Below are 22,148 nucleotides of genomic sequence, written 5' to 3' on the forward strand. Positions count from 1 at the left end.
AGAGGCTTGTTATGACTAATTCATCCAGATTTCCAGACGACTTAAAAGATACTCTAGCCAAGGATCAGTGGTGGCTGCTGAACACAGGACAGAAAGTTGAGAATAATAGGAAAGTCGAAAATGCTCCCGGCATTGACCTGAATGTACTCCCTCTGTGGCCACAGTATACGGGCAAAGGCATCAAAGTAGGTGTCGTCGATCAGGGTGTTGAGGAACACGAAGATTTCGCAGGCAACTTCAATAAACTGCTTTCCCAGCCCGGCTTCTTGCCACAGAATCCTGGTGAGAGTCACGGTATGGCTGCAGCTGGCATTATCGGAGCTAACAGAAACGATCTCGGTACAGTGGGTATTGCTTACGAAGCGACGATCGCAGGTTACAACTTTAAGGAGGCTAATACCAGTTTACAGGCCCAGGATAAATTCGACGTTTCCAACAATAGCTGGGGCCCACTGTTTAACTTTGTTGATTATGATGTTAAAGGCATCCAAAACGCTGTCACCAACGGCCGCAATAAGTTGGGAACAGTATTTGCCTGGTCTGCGGGAAACGATCGCCAACAGTTTAACCCTAACCTGAGAGCAGGAGTGCAACAGCGGGGGAGAAATGCCAACTTAAGCCGTTTGTCAAACAGCCGCTATACAATTGCCGTAGCAGCGCTCGACAATCAAGGAGTTTTTACCACATACAGCAATCCGGGTGCACCGGTTCTCGTCTCAACCTTCGGCAGCGAATTCCCCCAAAGTATTGCCACTATAGATCGTACAGGCAATGATGGCTACAATACAAACGCAACAGCCAAAAGCAAGACAAACTTTCCCAACACCAACTACCACGCAGGCTTTAACGGCACATCAGCAGCGGCGCCGATGGTTGCCGGTGTTGCAGCCTTAATCCTGCAAGCCAATCCCAAACTCGGCTACCGCGACGTTCAGGAAATCCTAGCTTACTCAGCCCGGAAAAATGACCCCGATCAGTCGTGGAAAAATTTCACGATCGGGAACGTTAGCGCAGCCGTTAGCCTCAACGCCGATACTTGGACATTTAACGGCGCTAAAAACTGGAACGGCGGCGGACTCCACGTCAATCACGACTACGGCTTCGGATTAGTCGATGCTACGGCAGCAGTGCGTTTGGCTGAAACTTGGCAGCCGCGATCGGGATTGGGAACTGCCAAAAATGAAGCAGCAACTGCGGCCAATGAAATAAACCGAGAAGTGAAAATTGATAATTTGACCCTGCCAGAATCGGGGGTGGTTATCGACGACAATAAGCCAGCAGGGATCGATCAAACCTTCAAGATTACTCAAGGCATCAACATCGACAAGCTCGAACTAGACTTGAATATCGAGCACGGTCAATTTCAAGACTTAGTAGTCAAGTTGATTGCTCCAAAACCAGATGGTACCGCAGGTGGTACCGAGAGTATAATTCTCGATCGTGTCCCTTACTACACCCAGGCTGGCAATAGTGGAACAAAAGACTACGGTTTCAAAGGCACAACCATCAACTACACCTTCAGCAGCGCCCGCCACTGGGGAGAAACCGGCCTTGGCGATTGGACGCTGAACATTTCAGATAATAGCGACACCCCCGACCCCAAAAATACCAGTGAAAATAACACTGGCAAACTCATCGGCGCAACTTTGCGGTTGTACGGCGACGACTTAATTAACGACAACACCTACATCTACACCAACGAGTTCGCAAGTTTCACCGATGCCTCTTCTGCCCGCAAAACTCTCAGCGACACTGATGGCAACGACATCATCAACGTTGCCGCCATCAGTGAGAACGTTATCGTCAACCTAGCGCCCGGTGGACAAAGTACCCTACCCGGCCGCACAGTTACAGGACAAGAACTCCCTCCTCAAACTCTCACCATCGCCCTCGGCAGCATCATCGAAAATGCCTTTGCTGGCGAAGGAAATGACTCAATAGTCGGCAACGAAGCAGCCAACACCCTCTACGGCGGCCGTGGCAACGATACCCTCGTCGCCTCCGGTACCGGGGATACCCTAGAAGGCTTCAGCGGTAGCGACTCTCTAGTGGGAGGCATCGGAGACACTACTTACATCCTCGATGCCAAGACAGCCAAAGGCAGCAAAATCAAAAATGTTGGTGGTGTCGCCAATAATTTAATCCTCAGCAACGCCACCCTGACAAACACCCTCGCAGTAGGGCAGAACGGGATTGACAAAAAAGGTAACAATTTGCTGATCGATTTGAATGCCGACGGCAAGGTAGAAGTGAATGATGATTTGACCATTGAAGACTTTTACTTGCCTACTAGCGGCCGCTTCCAAAATGTCGGCAACCTGCCTAGCAGTCAGATTCCCGGCTCTCCACCAGCTCCAGCCCCAGCTCCCGGCCCAGCTCCCGGCCCAGCCCCAGCCCCAGCCCCAGCTCCCGGCCCAGCCCCAGCCCCAGCCCCAGCCCCAGCTCCAGCCCCAGCCCCAGCCCCAGCTCCAGCCCCAGCTCCCGGCCCAGCTCCAGCCCCAGCTCCCGGCCCAGCTCCAGCCCCAGCTCCCGGCCCAGCCCCAGCTCCAGCTCCCGGCCCAGCCCCAGCTCCAGCTCCAGCCCCAGCTCCCGGCCCAGCTCCAGCCCCAGCTCCCGGCCCAACTCCAACTCCGGCAACACCGGGCGATGATACCATCGAAGGTAGCGCCCAAAACGACACCATCGACGGCCTTGCAGGTGACGATGAAATTTCCGGTCTAGGAGGAAATGACTCCCTCCTAGGCAATGCCGGAGATGACTACTTAAATGGCGAGGAAGGTGACGACAGCCTCTTTGGCGGCGAGGGAAATGACTTCCTAGAAGATGAATCGGGCAATAATTTGCTCTCCGGCGGCGACGGCGATGACGGAGTTTTCGGCGGCAGCGGTGCCGACTCCCTCTCTGGCGATGCCGGCGATGACTACTTAGATGGCGACGAAGGTAACGACAGCCTAATTGGCGGCGCGGGAAATGACATCCTAGACGATGAATTGGGCAATAATTTGCTCACCGGCGGCGACGGCAATGACGAACTAAGCGGCGGCAGCGGTGCCGACTCCCTCACAGGAGATGTCGGCGATGACTACTTAGATGGCAACGAAGGCAATGACTCTATTTCTGGCGGTGTCGGCAGCGATATTGCAGATGGGGGTGACGACAACGATACCCTAGAAGGCGGTGACGGCAATGACGAACTAAGCGGCGGCGAAGATAACGACAGTATCAATGGCGGCCTTGGCAATGACGAACTCTACGGAGATGACGGTAACGATACCCTAGAAGGTGGCGGTGGTGCCGACAGTCTGTTTGGCGGTACTGGCAATGACTTCTACGTGTTAAATGGTACTTCCGCAGCGGGCAGCATCATTGCTGACGACAGCGGCACCGATAGTCTAACTCTCAATGGTCTCACGCTGGCGATCGGCTTAGCCGCCGGTACGGCAGGCGTCACGCGGGGCGGCGAATTGGATACCGACTTGCTAATTGACCTCAACAAGGACGGGATTTTTAACGAGACTGACGACTTGTTGATTCTTGACTTCTTCGCTGAACCAAATCTCGAACAAGGAGACGGTTTTATCGAACAAGTTGGCAATCTCTCAGGGGCAGATATTCTCAAGAGTTTCCCGCTGAAGGCGACTCCTGAAGATGATTTCCTCAATGGTGGCAGCGGCGATGACAGCATCGACGGATTGGCCGGCAACGATGAGATTGAGGGCAATCAAGGCAATGATTCGCTGTTCGGCAACGCTGGCAATGATGTGTTGAACGGCGACGAGCTCATTGTGATTAGTGAGGCGGAGGGTGACGTAATTCTCGGTACGGGGATTGGCAACGACTACCTCGATGGCGGCGATGGCGACGACACTCTCGACGGCGGCGAAGGTAACGATACTCTGGTAGGCGCTGCCGGTGATGACAGCCTGTGGGGCGGTGAAGGTACTGACATTATCAATGGAGGAGATGGCAAAGATTCTCTGTACGGGGCTGAAGGGAATGACAGTTTGTTTGGTAGTGCCGACAATGACTTTTTGTTCGGCGGAGAAGACAATGACACTCTCGACGGCGGCGATGGTGATGATTCTTTAGTTGGCGGTGAAGGCAATGACAGTATTGTCGGCGGTGCCGGTATCGATACGGTGTCTTATGCTACTCTCCCGAGTCCCGTCAATATCAATCTCGCAGGGGGAAGTTCCACAGCCGAAGGTACTGATACTCTCACCGGTATCGAAGTTATCATCGGTACAACTTTCGCCGATACCATCACCGGCAGCAGCAGCGACGAAAGCTTAATCGGCAACGGCGGCGCCGACATCCTCACCGGTGGTGGCGGCAACGATACCTTTATCCTCGACCCCACACAATCCGCCGCCAGCAAGATTCAAGCAGGTGCCGGCACTGACAGCCTGGTTGTCACGGGTGTTACCGCAGCTTTATTTCTAAGTCCCGGTAAAGTCGGAGTCGATCGCAGCGGTACTACCTTGCTAGTAGACATCAACCAAGACGGTAAAATCAACGCCGCAGATGACATCGAAATTCTCAATTTCTTCGATTCTCCCACCAGCAATGGCCCCGGCAGCGGATTTATCGAAACTGTTGCAGGTTTGTCGGGAAATACTATTCTCGATCGCTTTGTTCCTCCATCTCTACCCCCACTCACAACCACACCCACACCTACCCCAACTCCCACGCCTGACGGCCCCCAAATTTTAACGCCCAGCATTCCGATTCCGAGTCCGAATACTACCGTTGATTCTACTTTCAATGGCGGGCAGCTTAGCGATTTGTTCTTCGGAACTCCCCAAGCTGACGCACTGGATGGTTTAGCAGGAGACGATACGATTTTCGGCTTAGATGGTGCTGATAATATCCAGGGCAATGACGGCGAAGATTCGCTATTGGGCAATGCTGGCACCGACTTTATCGATGCTGGGAATGGCAATGATATTGTTTACAGCGGTAAAGCTTCCGACGGCATCTTAGGTGGCGGCGGTAATGATTCGCTGTACGCAAATAAAGGCTTGGATGTTGTTTTGGGAGGAGACGGTAACGATATAATTTTTGGTGGAAAGGGCGATGATTCTATCGGCGGCGATGCGGGAGATGACAGCATTTTTGGTCAGTTAGATAAGGATTTCTTGCTCGGCGGCAGCGGTAATGATGTTGTTAGCGGTGACGTTGGGGATGATACTTTAGCAGGTATCGATCCGAGTGCTACTAACCCAGGAGTTGGGGAGTTTGATACTTTGACTGGCGGGGAAGGTAATGACCGTTTCTTGCTGGGAGATAGTGATAAAATCTACTACTCTGGTGATGGTAATGCTGTGATTAGTGACTTTAATTCTGCGGAGGATGCGATCGTCCTTTCGGGAATTAAGGACAATTATTCGCTGTCGCTTTCGGGGAATGTTACTAGCATTTTCCTCAAAAAACCCGGTGAATCCGATGATTTAATTGCCACGGTGCAAGGGGTGATGGATTTGAATCTCGATCAACCTTATTTCACTTTCATTTAGAAGCGGCTTTTTTTAACCGCAGATACACGTAGATTAACGCAGATGAATTTTACCATTTTGCGTTGATCTGCGTTTTTTTACCCTTTCCCACTCTATTCAGAGTGCCGTACCAGTCAAAATTTATCACTTCAAACCGATTGAATTCAAGGATGATTTCCTCCTATTCTACGGTTGATATTCCGCAAAAATTTCAATTTTTCCGACAATGTTTTGATTAAATTGAGCCAATTCTTCTGCCGGAATCCAATATTCTTGATGAATCGAACTGCCGACAGTTTGGACGGGATATTTTTTTAAGAATTCAGCCAAAACTCGAAACCGGGTTACATAGCCGAAATATCCCGATGCTGCATCTCTTGTATTCCAATCTCGTGCAATTTGTATGGCATATGCTTTGTGGAGTACGGGATAAAAAATAGGCTGAAAAGACAGTCGCGGCGGAAATGCCAGAAAATCGCTTTCTTTAATCAGTTCCATTTCTTTTTTGCCGACGGCTCGGAACAGCGTGACTGTCTCTTGATCTGAGATATTGATATTTTTAAACCAAGCTTTCCAACCGTCCCAATTGTGAACTATTTTAGCCAATTCAGCATAACCGGCGGCGCGGGGATGGGAAACGTCATTTTCGGTAAGTTCTTTATGCCAAATTTCCGAGTTTTGCAGCGGGGTGCAAACATCTAAATAAGGCACATTTAACTCGTGGCAAACTTGGGAAAACTGTTCGGATAAGTTGGCAATCCGCCTTGTGCGATCGGCATCAATAACTGGCGGTGGCCCTACCATTAATACTGGAAATATATTTTTGGCTGACGTGAGAATAGAGCGGGCATTTTCAATTGATTTCTCAACTTCTATGCGAATTTTTTCGTTTTCTAGGTAAGTGTCGTTGACGCCAAAGGAAAATACGATTCTGCCGTCACAGTAGTGAGGTAAGCGGCAAGAAACTTCGCTGAACCAGCGAGTTTCTATATCGGCACTGGTTTCTCCCCTTATTCCTAAATTGTAGTAGGTAATATCGTTTCCTTGTCCGCAAGCAGCCGCGCAAATCCGTCCTGTCCAACCGAGACATTTGGGATCGCAAGTACCGTTGACAAAAGAATCGCCGATAAAACAAATACGCATATTATGTGTGGGAATAGGGCATGGGGCATGGGGAATTGGGAATTGTTGGCTGTTGACTGTTGACTGTTGACTGTTGACTGTTGATTGATGACAACTGAGAACTAACAACTGACAACTGCCAACTGACAACTAACAACTGACAACTAACAACTGACAACTAACAACTGACTTTAATTCTTGCCGATGACGGACAATCCCTCTACAATTAGAGACGGTGTTTGGCAAGAACCATTCCACTCGGAGTCTCCTCCCAATTCTACTAATTGTTTGAGGACGCTGTAGACGTTGCCAGCTACCATTGTGTCTTTAATTCTGCCGACTATTTGACCTTTTTTGACTCGGTAGCCGAGATCGACGTTAATTGAAAAATCGCCGGAAATTCCGGCACTGCCACCAAGCATTTGATCGACTACAATTCCGTCGTCTAATTGAGCGATTAAATCTATTAGCGAAAGCGAACCTGGCTTAATCAAAACATTGAACAAACTCGGCGTGGGATAGCTGCCCAAACCCGGGCGAAATCCGTTGCCGGTGGTGCCGCTGCCCAAGGCTCGACCGGTGGTGCGATCGGTATAAAATAGCTGTAACACTCCGCTGTTGATAAAGACGATCGCCCGAGTGGGAGTACCTTCGTCATCAAAAGGACAGCTATAGGGCCCGATATCCGGCTGCTGCGAGAGGGTGACAAGGGGCGATGTCACTTGTTGGCCTAATCGATCGTTCCAAGGCGAAGCGCCTTCGAGTACCTGTTTGCCGTTCAACGCCGCACAGACAGTCCCCCACAGCAAGTCGGCGGCTTTGGCTGTAAATAGCACCGGCACGCGGCCCGTGGCGGGGGCTACATTGTCTTTTGCCCATTCTAAACGCTGCAAAACCCGCTTGGCGCTGGTGTTTAAGTCGAGGGTGCCGCGTTCGGTTTCGCCTTCCCAAATGTTGAGGAAATCTTCGCCCCGCACTAATTCTGCTGACAAGTAACCGCTGAGGGTGGTGTCGGTGTGACTGGAATCCAAGCCTTTGGTGTTCACCAAACGGGTGCTCTCGATTTCGCAGTCGAGTTCGGCGGTGCAGAGGCTTTCTGGATAGGCTTCGCGGACGATCGCGATCGCCTCTTTGCCCCAGTTTACTAGCTGTTCGGCCGGCACCGACACTCCGCGATCGGGATAAACAACTTTCTCACCGGTGCCGAGTTCGATGGTTTCCGGTTCGTTGAGTTGCGAAAGCGCGATCGCCCTGTCCACCAAAATTTGCAGTTCCACGGGCCCGTAGGCCACCGCCAAACCCGGCCGCCCATCCCGCCACAGCCGCAGGGCAATGCCTTCTGCTTGGGCGGTTTCTAGCTGTTTGAGGCGGTTTGCTTCAAAAAAGACCGGCCGTGAGAGCGATTGCGATTCCAATACCTCAGCAGCTTCTGCACCTGCTTTGGTGGCTAGTTCTAGCAGTTGTTCTGCTGATTGGTGATTGGTCATTGTTCTCGGTGGTTGGTAATTAGTCAGTTGGCAGTTGGCAGTTGGCAGTTGTCAGTTGTCAGTTGGCAGTTGGCAGTTGGCAGTTGGCATTAGTCAGTAGTTATTAGTTATAGCCTTGCTCAGTAACATGAGATGCTCGTAGAGCATAGGCCTCGCGGGTCTTGGACTGAAAAGCATACCTCAATTATTTGAGAACCGCTATATGAGTTATTCGTTATTAGTCAATCTAGCTGTTAACTCTAGACTAAATAACGGTAGATTATTAACTGCTACTAACAACTAACAACTGACTACTAACAACTGACTACTAACAACTGACTGATGACTAATGACTAATGACTAATGACTGATGACTAAATAGTTAGTTCGTGCAAGAGCCAAAATCCTGCAAAAGATTCCGATTCGGGATTCGACTGAATTGCTAAGAAATGTACTTTTTTTGCTTGGTTTTTCGCGGCTTCAAATCCTTTCGCTTCTCTCTCAGTTGCTGCGTCTCTGAGATTAGCTAAAATCCAGCGATCGTTAGCTCCCGTATCTAATACCAGCCTAGCGGGTGGGCCGCTCTCAAATTTCAGAAAAGCCAACTCTAAACCCGACATCCAACCTGCCAAAGCGGTTGCTCTCGACGAGTAGATAATTAGTCCCGGAATTTGCGTTTCTGGGGCGAGGCGTGTCATCGGCAGTCCGAAAGCTTCGCCAAATCCGATATCCCACTCGGACATTTCGTCAAAAGCTGCGATCGGCAAACTCACAAACGCCCATTTTTCGCCGATTAAAGCATCCGGCAGCGCAACCGGCGTTTCAGGTACAAATTGAACGCTCGGGTTCACAACCGGTTGATAGCCCGGTTCGGCGGGATAAACGTCTTGCATCCGTTCTTCCAGCCACAGGCTAAGGGCGAGGGTGCGGCGGCTGCAGGCGGCGGGAATATCCAAATCCTCACAGGCTTTAGTAATCATGTTCGCCATTTGGCGGCGGAAAAAGCGGATTTTTTCAGGTCGTTTCGGTGCTGCGGCGATCGCCTCTTTAATTGCACCCGCCAGCCACAGGGAATTCACGGTAGAACTGGAGCAGAATTGCGAGTAGCGAAACAGAGATTCGGCCTTGTCGCCTACATTCAGCGGGCTTTCGCAGATTAACACTTCCCATTTTTTTTTCTCTCGCTCGTCTATGATTGGACGGCTGTAAAAGTCGAGTTCCCAAATAGTAGCCATGCCGCGCTGTTAAAAATTAATCCTTTCTCATGTTACCGGACAGCGGGCAAGTTTCTGATTCTGACAATTTAAGGCTGATTTTCACTTTCAAGGGCGATCGCACTTTCTCAAAGATTGCCACTCTCCCTTGCAGCTTCCCGTGTAATTTTTGGCAGGAGTGCACAACCGGAAGCATTAGCAACTCCTCGGAGAACAGTCGCGGAGCTCTCTCAACACGCGATCGTTTGTTAAACTTGTGCAAGCCAGGGAAAACAAACAGTATAGCTTGATTCCATGAGACAAATCATTCTCGAAAAGATTGTTTCTACTTTACAACCTTTAGATTATGTTCTCGCTTTATGGCAAGGAGGTTCAGCAGCCCACGGATACACCGACGAGTGGTCAGACCTAGATATTGCGGTTGTGGTTGAAGATAACTGCGTGGAAGAAACATTTGAGATTGTTGAACAAGCCCTCGCAGAAATTGGCGAGATAGAACTCAAATATCGAGTTCCCGAACCCGCTTGGCACGGTCAATCGCAGTGCTTCTGGCGGCTGAAAGAAAGCCCGCCGTTCTTGCTGATTGATTTCGCTGTTTTTCGGCGCAGCAGCCCCAACGATTTCCTGGAAATAGAGAGACACGGGAAAGTGCCGATCGCCTTTGACAAAGCTAATCTAATTGTACCGCCTCTTTTGGATCGAAGCAAACATTTATCTACAATGCAGTCGAGATTCAACGACCTTAAAATCCGTTTCGATTTACTGCAACCTCTGGTAAAAAAAGAGATTTATCGCGGACATTTAGTAGATGCGATCGGCAACTATCACAATTGGACGCTTCTACCATTAGTCGAACTGTTGGGCATGATTTACCGTCCCCACAGATACGATTTTGAACTAAAATATTTTAGCCGAGATTTTCCGCGCCCAATAGTCGATCGCGTCGCACCGCTTTTCTGCATTGCAAATCTTGAAGATTTGGCAGTAAAACAGCAAATAGCTGAGGCTTTTTTTGCAGAAACTTTACCGCTTGCACAAGCTAATTTTTCCTCTGACAATGCCCTAACACTACCGCCCTAGGCTCAAAGTTTCGTCCCGAAAGCGATTAATATAGTATTATCAACTTATATCTTGCACCACTGTCAATAATCCTTTTTTGAACAGGCTTTTCGGCCTGTTCCACAGGAAAATCTACTCTTTGTGGAACGGGCATCTTGCCCGTTCTTGAGAAAGATGCAAGATGTGAGTTCAACTTTAAAGATTAACATCCCATGACAAAACTCAGCGTCAACATCAACAGAATCGCCCTCCTCAGAAACTCTCGAAACATCGGCATCCCCAGCGTTACTGAAGCCGCAAAAACAGTAATTGCTGCTGGAGCTCATGGCGTTACAGTCCATCCCCGCCCCGACGAAAGGCATATCAAAGCCGCCGATGTTTACGAATTAGCCAAAATGCTAACCGTTGAGTTCAACATCGAAGGAAATCCATTTCAGCCGCCATTTATGGATATAGTTTGCGACGTAAAACCGGCTCAGTGTACCTTGGTGCCAGACGCTCCTGACGTGCTAACATCCGATAGCGGTTGGAATATTCCCGAAAATCGCGATCGGCTCTTACCAATCATTGAAAAATTAAAAGACAACGGCATCAGAGTCAGCTTGTTTATGGACGCAGATGCTGCTCTCATGCCGCTAGCAAAAGAAGTTGGAGCAGACAGAGTAGAACTGTACACGGAACCCTACGCAACTGCTTTTCGCGAAGGTAGAGTAGACTTTGTTTTTCAACAATATGTCTTAGCAGCTAAAGCCGCTCAATCAGCAGGTTTAGGGGTGAATGCCGGACATGATTTAAATTTGCAAAACTTAGCTAAATTTTGCTCGATTCCTGATATACTAGAAGTATCAATTGGTCATGCTTTAATTGCGGAAGCGCTAGAAATGGGGTTGTCCAACACAGTACAAGCTTACCTAAAAATTCTGGCAGGTTCGTAGTACAAATTAACCTCGTGTGGTAGGGCGGATTTGGTAGTGATAAACTCGTTTTTATCTTAGATAATAACTAAATCCGCCCTACAAACATACAGTATCAAAACTTACGTAGAAAATGGTTTGACACGCTACAAATATGGTAAGGTGGGGTTAGCAGCGCCCTAGATAATTAGGCGATCGTCAATCGATTTTAGATTTTAGATTTTAGATTTTAGATTTTAGAATTGAAGCATTGACTTGCGCGAGATAAATACGTTCGGCAAGTTTCATCGGATACAGGTTTTTTATTTCTCGACGGATGAATCACGTGGCGGGTATCCTGGATGCTTTCGGTAAAGAATGAAGTAACACTAGGGGCCGTAACCCCGTGGGGTGCTAGCCGTGTTCTAGTAGCAACGCTCCTCCCAGAGCCAAGACACCGCGTTTTTTGCGTGTGGGCATTTTTTTGAGCAAGCTCCTCGGAAAAAGCTGGAATTTTCCTCGACCAAATTACTAATATTCTGTGATGATATTATAGGTAGGGAGTATCATTGAAATGCCCCGACAAACTGAGGCTACTACTTAGCTCCCGCACTGCCAATTTGCTACCAGCAGATTTTGTGCAAGTACGGGATATTTACGTGTATCCTATATCCTCCTGTAGCCTCTGTGCGATCGCCCGATTTAATCCGGTGAAAACAGGCAAACACAAGTAACCATATACAATTCCTTACCCCCCTCGGAAGTGCGACATGAAAAAACTAATTTTACTGACTGGAATGCTACTCATGATGACGGCAAAATCAGTATTTGCCAGCCCAGTAGCCCCAAAAATTGCACCGAGCGAGCTGATGGCTGCCTCGGAAATTACAGAAACCCTTAACAAACCCGTTACTTCTGAATCAGTTTCAAACCTCGAACCGATCAAGCGAATGTCAACCTCGGAAATCCGAGAAACAATCAACCAACCCACCACCTATATTTTTGAAGGCATCAAAGGGCGAGAACTCACTCTCTCCCTGTGGGCGGGACAACTGACAGCCGAACTGTACAGTCCCAATGGTGAAAATATGGGGGTTATTGAAAAAGCAGACAATCAGTGGATTGGCCAGTTGCCAGAGTCAGGCATCTATCGCGTGCGAGTTACCCCGAAAGGTGAAACCACCAGCTTCGTACTGGGACGCGACTTTAACGCCAAGTGGACTTATAGGCCCGATCGCGCAATTCCCATAGCATTCAAGGAAAAACAAGCCACAGTCAAACTCAAAATGTCCGGCTACCAAATCCAGCCCATCACGGTTCAAGGCCAGCAGGGACAGACAATTAGGGTGACAGCTAGCACCAAAAATCTAGATCTGGCGATCGAATCTCCGATGGGACAACTCCTGGATCAAGGCGAAGGTCAAACTTTTGCTCAACTACCGGAATCCGGCACTTACCGGGTAATCGTAGTTGCCAAGAGGCCGGTCAAGTCCTCCATCAAAGTTTCTGTGCAATAGCAAAGATTGCACAAATACAGTCGGGCGATCGAATTTGCGCCACAAAAAAAATAGCTCGCCCCATTGGCGAGCTATTTTTTTTGTAAAATCAACCTTGGATCAGCGCTTCAAAACGTTCTTGTTTCCAAATGCAGCTTAAATCAGAGTCAGCTAAAGCTAGCTCTCGGTATAAATTAGGGATAAACTCAACAGCCCGCTGCAAATTGTCAAGGGCCAAATCAGCAAATCCCAATAGCGCATAACAGCAAGCTTTATTGTAAAAAGCATTAGCAAAATCAGGAGTTATTTCTAAGACTGTTTCGTAGCAAGCAATCGCCTCAGAGTAGCAGCCTTTTCGCGCCAATTCCACACCCCGGTTGTACCAAATTAAATAATCTTCAAAGGGACGCTCAGAAGTGGGAGTGAACTTGGCATTTCTCTGATTTAAACCTACTAATTTCTCCAAAGCAACTCTCCGTTCGCCCACAGCATCGGCTCTGCCCGGTTGTAGAGCGATCGATCGGCTAAAACTAGCCACTGCTTGTTTGTAAAGTCCCATTGAGTTGGCAGCTATACCGCGATTGTACCAAGCCTTTGCGTCGTCTGGGTTAAACTCGATCGCCCGGTCAAAACTGTTGAGCGCCTGATAGTAAAGCTTGAGTTCCAACAGGGCATTACCTCGGTTGTACCATGCCCAAGCAGCCTCCGGGTACAAATTTAAACAGCGATCAAAACTCAGAACCGCCTTCTGGTAAAGCCCCATATCGATCAGCGTCAGTCCCCGGTTGTGCCAAATACTCGCCGCGCACGGACTGAACTCCAGAGCCCGGTCAAAACTATTGAGAGCCTCCAAAGGGCGGCCCAACTTTCCTAAAGCAATAGCCCGGTTGTGCCAGCCAAAGCTCGCATTCGGCTCCACCGCCAAGGCCTCATCAAAACTCTTCAGCGCCTCTAAGTGCCGTTCTAATTTCCCCAGAGCCATACCTCGGCCGAACCAAGCCTTATAATGATCTGATTGCAACTTCAAAGCTCTGTTAAAGTTCGCCAGAGCACCATGATCATCGTTAGCTTCGAGGTGGCGCGAGCCCAGATGGTAATACCAAGCCGCTTCCAAGTTTTGAATTAAGTTCATAATATTTTGTATCTATCTTAGGTATGATTCTACATGAAACCATACCTGGAGTAAAACTGTAATTCCACTAAAAATCTGAAAAATTTGATACAGGGCGATCGCCGGTACAAACTGCTACTAACAACCTCAACAATTAGCCGTTGATACTAACTATTTTTCTCTCGTAAAATGGTCTTTTAGCTAACCGCACTCATCGTTTTTTAGAGCTGCTGCGAATCTTAACTCTGCGTGAATCACGCAACTCTTACCCCATCCCGAATTAGGTTTGCAGTTACACAAAGAGTCCTAGGGCGCCCCAAGTCTAACTGCAACTCTCATAGTGCTAATAGATCCAACTTGTGCTTGCCCAACTCAAGCAACCACAACCGCTGTTTTAGCATTCTCACTCAACATCAACTGGCCTCTTCCATCAATACTAAAATCTTTCCCCAGCACAAAACCCTTGCCCATCAACCGCTGGCAAACAACCAGGGCAGTAATCCGGCGAATTTCTTCCATCACGTCAGCAGGAATCAAATAACTCAAACTCCAGATCACGGACTCGCAGTCATACCAAATCAAACGCTCAATACTGACAATCATCAAAGCAGCTACACTGTCAACAGACAGCCGCCCTCTGAGATCGGCAATCAAATCCTTACCAATTAAGCTATTGCGAGTCATCATCGCTCTAGCCATCTTCCCAATTTCTTGTTCGAGTTCTAAATGATTCATGCTTGGCACTGGCTTTTATGTTTTTAAAGCACTACTAAAAGTAAAAACAGTAGCCGCTACCAGGCTCTGCCATAGCGTAGCTGACGCAGGCTCTACCGTAAGTCCTTTTAACAAAGTATACCTAAAGAAAGATCAAAAATGTATCTAAAGGCAGATACAAAATTATATTTTTTAAAAAAATTTGGTTTCCCAATCGCCACAAGAGTTTTTACAAGCAGCGAATTGAGTATTTGTGATGGATATCGGCCGGAGTAAAGTCGATCGATTTTAGATGTTAGATTTTAGATTTTAGATTGGGGAGCATCTCATATTTGTAAAAACACTTATTCTGGCTCCTTCCTTCTTCCTCTTTCCTCCTGACTCCTGACTCCTGGCTCCTGGCTCCAATTTTGGGCTGGGCTGCAAAAGTCAATCGATTCGAGAATTGGTAAATTCGCTACATAATAAGGAAGTAGTTACTTCGGAGAAAAAACAGCAATGGCTGCAAACCAGGCAGACATCGATATTGCCCCCTTGATCGACTACGGCCTGATCGACCCCACCGCCACGCCAGAGCAAGTAGAATTCTGTTGCCAACAAGCAGAGAGATTTGGGTTTGTCACAGTTTGCGTGTATCCCGCCTACGTCAGACAAGCAGTTGATCTGCTGCACGGCAAACGTCCCAAAGTCTGTACAGTTATAGGTTTTCCCACCGGTGCTTCGACTTCAACGGTGAAAATTTACGAAGCTCTAGAAGCAGCAGATAATGGAGCTGTAGAGTTAGATGTCTCCGTTAACTTAGGATTGTTGAAAGCTGGAAGAATCGACGAATTCCACCGAGAATTAGCCCAAATTTGCGAAGAAACTAATCTCACCATCAAAGCAATTATCGAAAGTTCTCTGCTTTCGGATGCCGAAAAACAATTAGCTGCTGAGATTTGTATGGAAGCTGGTGTGGCTTACATCAAAACCAACACAGGCTTTTTTGGCCCGGCGAAAGTTGACGATGTGCGACTGCTGAAGGAAGTTACGAAGGGACGGATTGGGATTAAAGCGGCCGGCGGAATTCGTACTCATGAACAAGCTCTAGATTTGGTAGTAGCTGGGGCAACTCGTTTGGGGACTTCTCGTGGCCCGGAATTACTCCGCCAGCGCGATAATTTAGATAAAAGTCATTAGTCAGTAGTCAGTAGTCATTAGTCATTAGTCAGTAGTTAGTAGTCATTAGCAATGGCTAATTGGTAATAGCTAATTGGGAATTGGTGCGCCCTTACGCACCCTACAACTAAAAGTTCTGCGTCCTGGACTGTTTTTGCTACTGTCTAATAACAATACTTCGGACAGTTTTTGATTGCCAACTGTAGAATGACTGTTCCAGGTCGATCGACCAACGAGGACAATGAAACTGTCCGAAGTATTGTAGTAAATCTAAAATCTAAAATCTAAAATCTAAAATCGAGTGACTCGAACTTACAAAGCAACTGGAATCAATCTCAAGAGTGCGCCGATGGGGGAATCCGATCGAGTGCTGACAATTTTGACGCGGGAATTCGGCTTAATTCGAGCCGTAGCACCGGGTGTTCGCAAACAACGATCGACCATCGGCGGTAGAAGCGAATTATTTGTTGTCAACGAATTGCTAATTGCCAAAGGCCGATCGCTCGACAAAATTACCCAAGCCGACACGGTACAATCCCATCCGGGTTTGAGCCGCAACCTAGGGAAACTCGCAGCCGCGCAATATCTGGCCGAATTGGCGATCGCCAGTGCCCTTTCCGATGAGCCCCAAGAAGAACTCTTTTGGTTGCTGGGCGAACATTTGAGCCGTTTGGAGCGTTTGTCCGATCGCACAGAAATCCAATCTGCCGCCGTGCTGATTGCTCACCTCACCCACGGCATTTTTCACTTGCTAGCCTTAGCCGGCCTCGCGCCCCAAGTCCAAGTCTGCTGCGCCACCAGACAGCCGCTTATCCCAAATTTCACCGATCCGAACTGGCAAACCGGGTTTAGTATACCCTCTGGGGGAACCTTCAGCTTGTCCGAGCTAGCTAAGCTAGAGGCAGAACTCTCTTCAGAAATCGGTAGCTTGTACAAATCCGCTTCCCGTTCCCGGCAAACGAATGGCAGCAAACACTTGACAAATTTCGAGATAAATGCTAAGGAATTAGCAGCGTTGCAACAGTTGGCTAGTCCAGAACTAGGAGAGGGGATTGCCGATCGAACAACTTGGGTATCTGTCGAAAATATTTTGCGACAATATGCCCAGTATCATTTAGGTTGCACGATTCGATCGGGAAGCTCGATCGACACCTACCTAGAGAGTTTTGAGTTTTAAATTTTGAGTGTGGATTTAAATAGGTGAAGGGGCGATCGTACATCGCACCCCCAGCCTGCCGGATACCCGAACCTGCCGGCCTTTTCAGGTAAATTCTCAAGGTAGTTGCGACATCAGATAATAGATAGAGATAAAGTTACGAGATTATTAATAAACTTAGGGGTTAACACCTCAAATTCAAATTCCCATCCCCCCAACCTCAACCACCCCAGGCCATCCACCCCAAATTCTATGATGCGACTGTCTGATTCTGATTTGACAATATCTGTTTTAGCCGTAACCCACCACAAGATGGAAGAACGAGAAAATTTTCCAGAGTTTGACTCTTATCCCGTCTCCGCCGATCGACAATGGAGCAACGTCCCAGACCCAGAAATGGATAAATACCCCACAACTCCAGCACCAGACTGGAACAACGGCAATAGCCCACAGCCCGAAGCAATCCCCCCGGTTCCCACACCAGAGCCAGCAGCAGAACTCCCCGAAGCAGTAGCCGAAATTCCCGAAAAACAAACGGGATTTCTGCCAGTGCTCAAAAACCCAAATTTTCTAGCATTGTGGAGTGGGCAAGTTTTCTCCCAACTAGCAGATAAAGTTTATCTCGTACTGACGATCGCCCTCGTGGCCAGCCGCTTTCAAGCGCCAGATCAAACCATCAGCAGGTGGGTATCGGCAATCATGATCGCCTTTACCATTCCCGCAGTGCTGTTCGGGGCCGCCGCAGGCGTGTATGTCGATAGGTGGTCGAAAAAAGCAGTGCTCGTCGCCACAAACCTGCTGCGGGGAGCCTTCGTTTTAACCTTGCCAGTGCTGCTGTGGCTCTCTGACGGGTGGGAACTCGGTCAACTGCCACTCGGATTCTGCTTGCTGCTGTTAGTGACATTCCTCGTTTCGACTTTAACTCAATTTTTCGCGCCAGCAGAACAGTCAGTGATTCCCCTAATTGTGGAACGCCGCCACCTGCTATCAGCCAACTCCCTCTACACCACAACCATGATGGGGTCGGTGATTATTGGCTTCGCAGTGGGAGAACCCTTACTAGCTTTAGCCGACACCCTATTTTCCAACCTCGGCGGCGGACTCGGCATCGGCAAAGAATTAGTAGTAGGGGGAAGTTACGCCTTCGCCGGAGTGCTGTTGCTGTCGATGCAAACAGGCGAAAAAAACGAAGTCGAACACGAACCGCCGCACCCCTTAGCAGATTTGCGAGATGGCCTGCGTTACATCAACGATCAACCGAAAGTCCGCAATGCTTTAATTCAACTAATTATTCTATTTTCCATTTTTGCAGCCTTAGCAGTTCTAGCAGTGCGGCTGGCAGAAATCCTCCCCGGTATGAAAGCATCACAATTTGGCTTTTTGCTGGCGGCGGTAGGCGTTGGCATGGCTGCTGGGGCGACGACAGTTGGCTATCTCGGCCATAAATTTTCTCACTCCCAACTGAGTTTAATCGGCTCGATTGGCATGGCACTTGCTCTGATGGGCCTTTCTGCATTTACACAGCATTTGTGGCTATCGGTGCTGTTCATTACCCTGTTGGGTTTATTTGCCTCATTGGTGGGAGTGCCGATGCAGACTACAATTCAAGCAGAAACTCCAGAAGAAATGCGCGGAAAAGTCTTCGGGCTGCAAAACAATGCCACTAATATCGCTTTGAGTTTACCGTTGGCTTTGGCCGGGGTAGCAGAAACTTTTCTGGGTTTGCCGACAGTATTTTTGGGTTTAGCAGGATTAGCGATGGCTGGGGGTGTCTTAACCTGGTATATTTTCCGTAGCAGTAATAGCAAAGTCGATCGAATCTAAATAAATAACAAACTCTGATTTACTGGAATGCACATCGCTTGGCTAGGAAAAAAATCACCTTTTTGCGGTAACGTCACTTACTCCAGGGAAGTCACCAACGCACTATTAGACCGGGGATACCAGGTTAGTTTCCTGCACTTTGCCCAAGAAGCGGGCCCACTGGACAGGAACAATACGGGGTGGAGTATGGCAAATGGTTCATGGGGCAAGGGAATTGCTCAAACCTCATATACCACTTCGCTCTCGTCCGCCAGTTGCAACGAAGTCTCTTTACCCTGTCACTACAAATCGCAAATTTATACGATTCCCACTCTCAAGTCCCGCACAGTGCTGATGAAATCTCTGCGGCGGCTCAAACCCGATGTTGTTCACGCTTCCCTGACGCTTTCGCCCCTAGACTTTTTGCTGCCGGAAATTTGTCAAGAATTGAATTTGCCTCTGGTGGCGACTTTTCACCCGCCGTTCGATCGCAAATTGCGGAATTTGACATCGGGAACCCAACACCTGATGTATCAACTGTACGCTCCATTTTTGGCGAACTACGACTCGACGATCGTTTTTTCTCAGATTCAGCGGGATATATTGGTGAAGTTGGGAGTGCCACAGGAACGGGTAGCCGTGATTCCCAACGGCGTGGATGCCATTAAATATTCTCCAGGGCCTTCGGGGTTGAAGTCGGAATTAAAAGCCGATCGAATTTTTGTTTACCAAGGCCGCATTGCCCAGGAGAAAAATGTCGAGGCTTTGCTCAAGGCCTGGAAACACTGTAATTTTGGCCCTGGGAACGTATTGGCGATCGTAGGCGACGGGCCCCTAGCCGCCTCGCTGCAACTGTTTTACGGCGAAGATGATGGCATTGTGTGGCTCGGATTTGTTGCTGAGGAGGAACGCCGGATCGAAATCCTCCGGGGTGCTGACGTATTTATTTTGCCTTCTTTGGTGGAGGGACTGTCGCTGTCCTTGCTGGAAGCGATGGCCTGCGGTTTAGCTTGTTTGGCAACCGATGCCGGTGCTGACGGCGAGGCCTTGGAGGAAGGCGCGGGGATAGTTTTGAACACTCAGAGGGTACGAAGTCAGTTGCAAACCTTGCTGCCGCTGTTTTGTGATCATCCTGAGTTGGGAATGCTGCTTGGTCAAAAAGCACGCCAACGGGCGATCGATCGTTACACTCTCAGTCAGAATATTACTGAGTTGGAAAAGCTGTACTCTGAGGTTTTGCAAAAGCAGCGGGTGCCACTTCGCGGTTTAGCATAATTCAGCAGGAAGAAGGAACTCCGAACCAGTTGAAATTAATCCGTGTATCCGTGTCAAAATCCGTGTTGTGCCTTCCTTCTTCCTTCACAAATGACATACAAAAATCCCGCTCCTACAGTTGATATTATCATCGAGTTAGCCGATCGCCCCCATCGGCCGATCATACTCATCGAACGCCGCAATATTCCCTACGGCTGGGCACTTCCCGGCGGTTTTGTCGATTACGGGGAAGCGGTAGAAACGGCGGCAAAACGCGAAGCTTTAGAAGAAACGAGTTTGAATGTAGAATTAATTGAGCAATTTTACGTTTATTCCGACCCAAATCGCGACGCCCGCGAACACACTATCAGTATTGTATTCTTGGCTTCTGCAACGGGCGAACCTCAAGCCGCTGACGATGCTAAAAATTTACAGATTTTTGAATCTTGGCAGATTCCTCGTGAATTGTGTTTCGATCACGATCGCATTTTGCGCGATTATTGGCGTTACCGTCATTATGGATTGCGGCCGCGTTTGTAGGAGGGGAGTTTTTGTTTCTTTGTTCATTTCACATCTTGCACTAATGTCAGGAACAGGCAAGATGCCTGTTCCACAAAAAAAACTCAATGTTATTGTAATAATGTCAGCAACAGGCAAGATGCCTGTTCCACAAAAAAAACTCAATGTTATTGTAATAATATCAGGAACAGGCAAGATGCCTGTTCCACAAAAAAAACTCAATGTTATTGTGGAACGTCAGGAACAGGCAAGATGCCTGTTCCACAAAAAAAAATTAATGTTATTGTGGAACGGGCTTCTAGCCCGTTCTTGAGAATGGTGTAAAATCTGAGTTCATTAAACTAAATTCTATGGCAAGCTTGACAATATTAGGCGGAGGTGCTTGGGGTTCGGCATTGGCCAATCTGGGAGGCAAAAAAGGCGATCGAGTTAATTTGTGGTCGCGCAGCAGTTCTGTTAATCTAGAATCAGTTATCACAGGTGCGGATGTTGTTGTTTCGGCAGTTTCCATGAAAGGAGTTGGAGCAACAGTCGATCGACTGCTTGCGTTAGAGTTAAGTCCCAGTACAATTATAGTTACCGTCACCAAAGGTTTAGACCCCGCGAGCACGCGGACTCCATCTCAAATTTGGCAAAATGCCTTTCCTAACAATTCAATTGTGGTACTTTCCGGCCCTAATCTTTCCGAAGAAATTCAGCAGGGCTTGCCGGCTGCAACGGTAGCGGCGAGTTTGGATTTAGCGGCGGCCAAGCAAGTGCAAAATGTTTACAGTTCCGATATTTTTCGGGTTTATGTGAATGAAGACCCGCTGGGGACTGAGTTAGGGGGAACTTTGAAGAATGTATTTGCGATCGCCGCTGGTGTTTGCGACGGTTTACAATTAGGAACTAATGCTAAATCTGCTTTGCTGACTCGCGCTTTACCGGAAATGATTCGGGTGGGTTCTCGTTTGGGAGCTCGCGCCGAAACTTTTTACGGTTTGTCTGGTTTGGGAGATTTGCTCGCTACCTGCAACAGTCCTTTATCGCGCAATTATCGGGTTGGTTTCGGATTGGCTAAAGGCAAATCATTAGAGCAAATTTTGCACGAATTGCAGAGCACTGCTGAGGGAGTCAATACTACTAATGTGTTGATTGATTTGGCTAATCAACGCGGCATTGAAGTGCCTGTTTCTCGTCAAGTTTACCGCTTGTTGAATGGGGAAATTACTCCCGAACAAGCTGTTTTATCGCTGATGGAACGCACTTTGAAACCGGAGTGAGTAAGTTTTTTAGCATGAAAATTTAAGCTTTTGGGCGGGCAAGATGCCCACCCCACAAGAGTTGGGAAAAATAGGATAAATACTATCTATTTACCGCCGTAATAAAAAGCGATTTCTTTCTCTTTCAGCGGTGCAAAGTTGGCCGCCACCAGCATTTTATCCAGTTCCTCTTGTCCGATGTGTTTGACACCGATTCGGACAATGCGCGATCGCATTGTATTTGACACGCCACTGCGCTGTCTGCCGGCTTCTAATCCCATCACTTGCTTGTAGAGGTCTAATTTTGCTTGCGGAATCGGAGTACCGTCAAAGTCGATTCCAGAGGCGATCGCCACATCGATCGCATCTGCACCAGTTGTAGATTGAGCCGCTGAGTTTGTTTCTGAAGACATTGTGCAAATTAAATAAAAAGGACGATCGTCATTA

17 protein-coding genes are annotated in these 22,148 nt (G+C 48.4%); 11 read left to right on the plus strand and 6 right to left on the minus strand.

The window, feature by feature from the left end; genetic code table 11:
• The first annotated feature begins 11 nt into the window (after positions 1-11).
• Entirely contained in the window at positions 12-5,516 is a 5,505-nt protein-coding gene (locus tag QUB10_RS17415; RefSeq protein ID WP_333203994.1) for a S8 family serine peptidase, read from the plus strand.
• Positions 5,517-5,681: 165 nt separating this feature from the next.
• Here the strand turns inward: QUB10_RS17415 and QUB10_RS17420 are convergent, their stop codons facing one another.
• From QUB10_RS17420 to QUB10_RS17430, 3 genes are all read right to left on the minus strand, one after another.
• Positions 5,682-6,638: a GDSL-type esterase/lipase family protein gene (locus tag QUB10_RS17420; RefSeq protein WP_333203996.1), complete on the minus strand. Its 957-nt coding sequence runs from the start codon at positions 6,636-6,638 to the stop codon at positions 5,682-5,684.
• A 170-nt stretch (positions 6,639-6,808) separates the two neighbouring features.
• Complete coding sequence (locus tag QUB10_RS17425) at positions 6,809-8,104, minus strand: TldD/PmbA family protein (protein WP_333203998.1); 1,296 nt, start codon at positions 8,102-8,104, stop codon at positions 6,809-6,811.
• A gap of 353 nt (positions 8,105-8,457) precedes the next feature.
• The gene (locus QUB10_RS17430) at positions 8,458-9,318 is read right to left on the minus strand and encodes a Tab2/Atab2 family RNA-binding protein (protein ID WP_333153802.1); all 861 of its coding nucleotides are present in this window, start codon (positions 9,316-9,318) and stop codon (positions 8,458-8,460) included.
• 273 nt (positions 9,319-9,591) lie between these two features.
• On the opposite strand from QUB10_RS17430, the gene QUB10_RS17435 reads away from it, so the two are divergent.
• From QUB10_RS17435 to QUB10_RS17445, 3 genes are all read left to right on the plus strand, one after another.
• The gene (locus QUB10_RS17435; RefSeq protein WP_333204000.1) at positions 9,592-10,377 is read left to right on the plus strand and encodes a nucleotidyltransferase domain-containing protein; all 786 of its coding nucleotides are present in this window, start codon (positions 9,592-9,594) and stop codon (positions 10,375-10,377) included.
• 191 nt (positions 10,378-10,568) lie between these two features.
• Positions 10,569-11,291, plus strand: coding sequence for a pyridoxine 5'-phosphate synthase (locus QUB10_RS17440; protein WP_333204002.1), 723 nt, complete (start codon positions 10,569-10,571; stop codon positions 11,289-11,291).
• Positions 11,292-12,019: 728 nt separating this feature from the next.
• Entirely contained in the window at positions 12,020-12,766 is a 747-nt protein-coding gene (locus QUB10_RS17445) for a hypothetical protein (protein WP_333204004.1), read from the plus strand.
• 88 nt (positions 12,767-12,854) lie between these two features.
• On the opposite strand, the gene QUB10_RS17450 is transcribed toward QUB10_RS17445, so the two are convergent.
• The gene (locus QUB10_RS17450; RefSeq protein ID WP_333204006.1) at positions 12,855-13,877 is read right to left on the minus strand and encodes a tetratricopeptide repeat protein; all 1,023 of its coding nucleotides are present in this window, start codon (positions 13,875-13,877) and stop codon (positions 12,855-12,857) included.
• Positions 13,878-14,228: 351 nt separating this feature from the next.
• Positions 14,229-14,591: a hypothetical protein gene (locus QUB10_RS17455; RefSeq protein ID WP_333204008.1), complete on the minus strand. Its 363-nt coding sequence runs from the start codon at positions 14,589-14,591 to the stop codon at positions 14,229-14,231.
• Positions 14,592-15,068: 477 nt separating this feature from the next.
• Here QUB10_RS17455 and deoC point away from each other — a divergent pair, with 477 nt between their 5' ends.
• From deoC to QUB10_RS17490, 7 genes are all read left to right on the plus strand, one after another.
• Entirely contained in the window at positions 15,069-15,749 is a 681-nt protein-coding gene (deoC, locus tag QUB10_RS17460; RefSeq protein ID WP_333204011.1) for a deoxyribose-phosphate aldolase, read from the plus strand.
• A gap of 280 nt (positions 15,750-16,029) precedes the next feature.
• Positions 16,030-16,905: a DNA repair protein RecO gene (gene recO / locus QUB10_RS17465; protein ID WP_333204013.1), complete on the plus strand. Its 876-nt coding sequence runs from the start codon at positions 16,030-16,032 to the stop codon at positions 16,903-16,905.
• Between the two features lie 231 nt (positions 16,906-17,136).
• Positions 17,137-18,708 (plus strand): MFS transporter, encoded by a 1,572-nt coding sequence (locus QUB10_RS17470; protein WP_333204015.1) that lies wholly within the window; start codon positions 17,137-17,139, stop codon positions 18,706-18,708.
• A 27-nt stretch (positions 18,709-18,735) separates the two neighbouring features.
• Positions 18,736-19,962, plus strand: a complete 1,227-nt coding sequence (locus QUB10_RS17475; RefSeq protein ID WP_333204017.1) for a glycosyltransferase family 4 protein — start codon at positions 18,736-18,738, stop codon at positions 19,960-19,962.
• Positions 19,963-20,052: 90 nt separating this feature from the next.
• The gene (locus QUB10_RS17480) at positions 20,053-20,481 is read left to right on the plus strand and encodes an NUDIX hydrolase (RefSeq protein WP_333204019.1); all 429 of its coding nucleotides are present in this window, start codon (positions 20,053-20,055) and stop codon (positions 20,479-20,481) included.
• Between the two features lie 61 nt (positions 20,482-20,542).
• Entirely contained in the window at positions 20,543-20,773 is a 231-nt protein-coding gene (locus QUB10_RS17485) for a hypothetical protein (RefSeq protein WP_333204021.1), read from the plus strand.
• Between the two features lie 37 nt (positions 20,774-20,810).
• Positions 20,811-21,722, plus strand: coding sequence for an NAD(P)H-dependent glycerol-3-phosphate dehydrogenase (locus tag QUB10_RS17490; RefSeq protein WP_333204022.1), 912 nt, complete (start codon positions 20,811-20,813; stop codon positions 21,720-21,722).
• A gap of 86 nt (positions 21,723-21,808) precedes the next feature.
• Here the strand turns inward: QUB10_RS17490 and QUB10_RS17495 are convergent, their stop codons facing one another.
• Positions 21,809-22,114: a small RNA NsiR4-regulated ssr1528 family protein gene (locus tag QUB10_RS17495; protein ID WP_015178377.1), complete on the minus strand. Its 306-nt coding sequence runs from the start codon at positions 22,112-22,114 to the stop codon at positions 21,809-21,811.
• Positions 22,115-22,148: the final 34 nt, after the last annotated feature.

It is taken from the genome of Microcoleus sp. B5-D4 (genome assembly GCF_036705145.1).
GTDB lineage: Bacteria > Cyanobacteriota > Cyanobacteriia > Cyanobacteriales > Microcoleaceae > Microcoleus.

Coding starts and splice junctions, on each gene's coding strand:
- QUB10_RS17445 (WP_333204004.1), top strand. CDS start 12,020: ATGAAAAAACTAATTTTACTGACTGGAATGCTACTCATGATGACGGCA.
- QUB10_RS17440 (WP_333204002.1), top strand. CDS start 10,569: ATGACAAAACTCAGCGTCAACATCAACAGAATCGCCCTCCTCAGAAAC.
- QUB10_RS17435 (WP_333204000.1), top strand. CDS start 9,592: ATGAGACAAATCATTCTCGAAAAGATTGTTTCTACTTTACAACCTTTA.
- QUB10_RS17495 (WP_015178377.1), bottom strand. CDS start 22,114: ATGTCTTCAGAAACAAACTCAGCGGCTCAATCTACAACTGGTGCAGAT.
- QUB10_RS17490 (WP_333204022.1), top strand. CDS start 20,811: ATGGCAAGCTTGACAATATTAGGCGGAGGTGCTTGGGGTTCGGCATTG.
- QUB10_RS17470 (WP_333204015.1), top strand. CDS start 17,137: ATGATGCGACTGTCTGATTCTGATTTGACAATATCTGTTTTAGCCGTA.
- QUB10_RS17455 (WP_333204008.1), bottom strand. CDS start 14,591: ATGAATCATTTAGAACTCGAACAAGAAATTGGGAAGATGGCTAGAGCG.
- QUB10_RS17425 (WP_333203998.1), bottom strand. CDS start 8,104: ATGACCAATCACCAATCAGCAGAACAACTGCTAGAACTAGCCACCAAA.
- QUB10_RS17480 (WP_333204019.1), top strand. CDS start 20,053: ATGACATACAAAAATCCCGCTCCTACAGTTGATATTATCATCGAGTTA.
- QUB10_RS17420 (WP_333203996.1), bottom strand. CDS start 6,638: ATGCGTATTTGTTTTATCGGCGATTCTTTTGTCAACGGTACTTGCGAT.
- QUB10_RS17430 (WP_333153802.1), bottom strand. CDS start 9,318: ATGGCTACTATTTGGGAACTCGACTTTTACAGCCGTCCAATCATAGAC.
- QUB10_RS17415 (WP_333203994.1), top strand. CDS start 12: ATGACTAATTCATCCAGATTTCCAGACGACTTAAAAGATACTCTAGCC.
- QUB10_RS17450 (WP_333204006.1), bottom strand. CDS start 13,877: ATGAACTTAATTCAAAACTTGGAAGCGGCTTGGTATTACCATCTGGGC.
- deoC (WP_333204011.1), top strand. CDS start 15,069: ATGGCTGCAAACCAGGCAGACATCGATATTGCCCCCTTGATCGACTAC.
- QUB10_RS17485 (WP_333204021.1), top strand. CDS start 20,543: ATGCCTGTTCCACAAAAAAAACTCAATGTTATTGTAATAATGTCAGCA.
- QUB10_RS17475 (WP_333204017.1), top strand. CDS start 18,736: ATGCACATCGCTTGGCTAGGAAAAAAATCACCTTTTTGCGGTAACGTC.